Source organism: Psychrobacter sp. PP-21 (assembly GCF_033790785.1).
Classification (GTDB): Bacteria; Pseudomonadota; Gammaproteobacteria; order Pseudomonadales; family Moraxellaceae; genus Psychrobacter.
On sequence record NZ_JAMYEB010000092.1, the window covers coordinates 1 to 439 of the forward strand.

The following is a 439-nucleotide window of genomic DNA, read 5'->3' on the forward strand; positions in this document are numbered from 1 at the left end:
CCATCCCGGCGGCATCGGTACCATCCACGCCGGGAGCGCGCTTGGAGCCTTGCGTCGCCTCGAGCAACTCATCCAGGAAGCCGTCATCACTGTGCCGCGCGCCCTGATCGCTGAGACCGTGAACGTCATTGCTGTTCTCACCGGCCGTGGCGCCGATCGCCGACTTTCCGAATTAGCTGACGTCACTGGGCTCGGGACGTCGGGCGACTACAGCCTCACGTCATCATCAGGAGACCAGCCATGAACCATCGATTGTCATTCTCCCGCACCGCCGTAACTGCAGCCTTTGCGACGTCCTGCCTGCTTTCTGGTCCGGCCTGGTCCGCAGGCTCGAACATGCCCTGGGAACAGCCGCTCAACCAGATCCTGCAGTCGGTAGAGGGGCCGGTCGCCAAGATCGTCGCCGTCATCATCATCATCGTGACCGGACTGTCGCTGG

Annotated in this window: 1 protein-coding gene and 1 pseudogene; both read left to right on the forward strand. The window is 63.1% G+C overall.

Translation table 11 applies throughout. The annotated features are described in order from the left end of the window. A pseudogene (locus NJD71_RS13705) lies at positions 1–244 on the forward strand (P-type conjugative transfer ATPase TrbB); the annotation flags it as partial. Continuing rightward, on the forward strand, positions 241–439 hold a 199-nt coding region (locus NJD71_RS13710), incomplete at its 3' end, for a TrbC/VirB2 family protein (protein ID WP_319052448.1). The pseudogene NJD71_RS13705 and the gene NJD71_RS13710, both read left to right, overlap by 4 nt.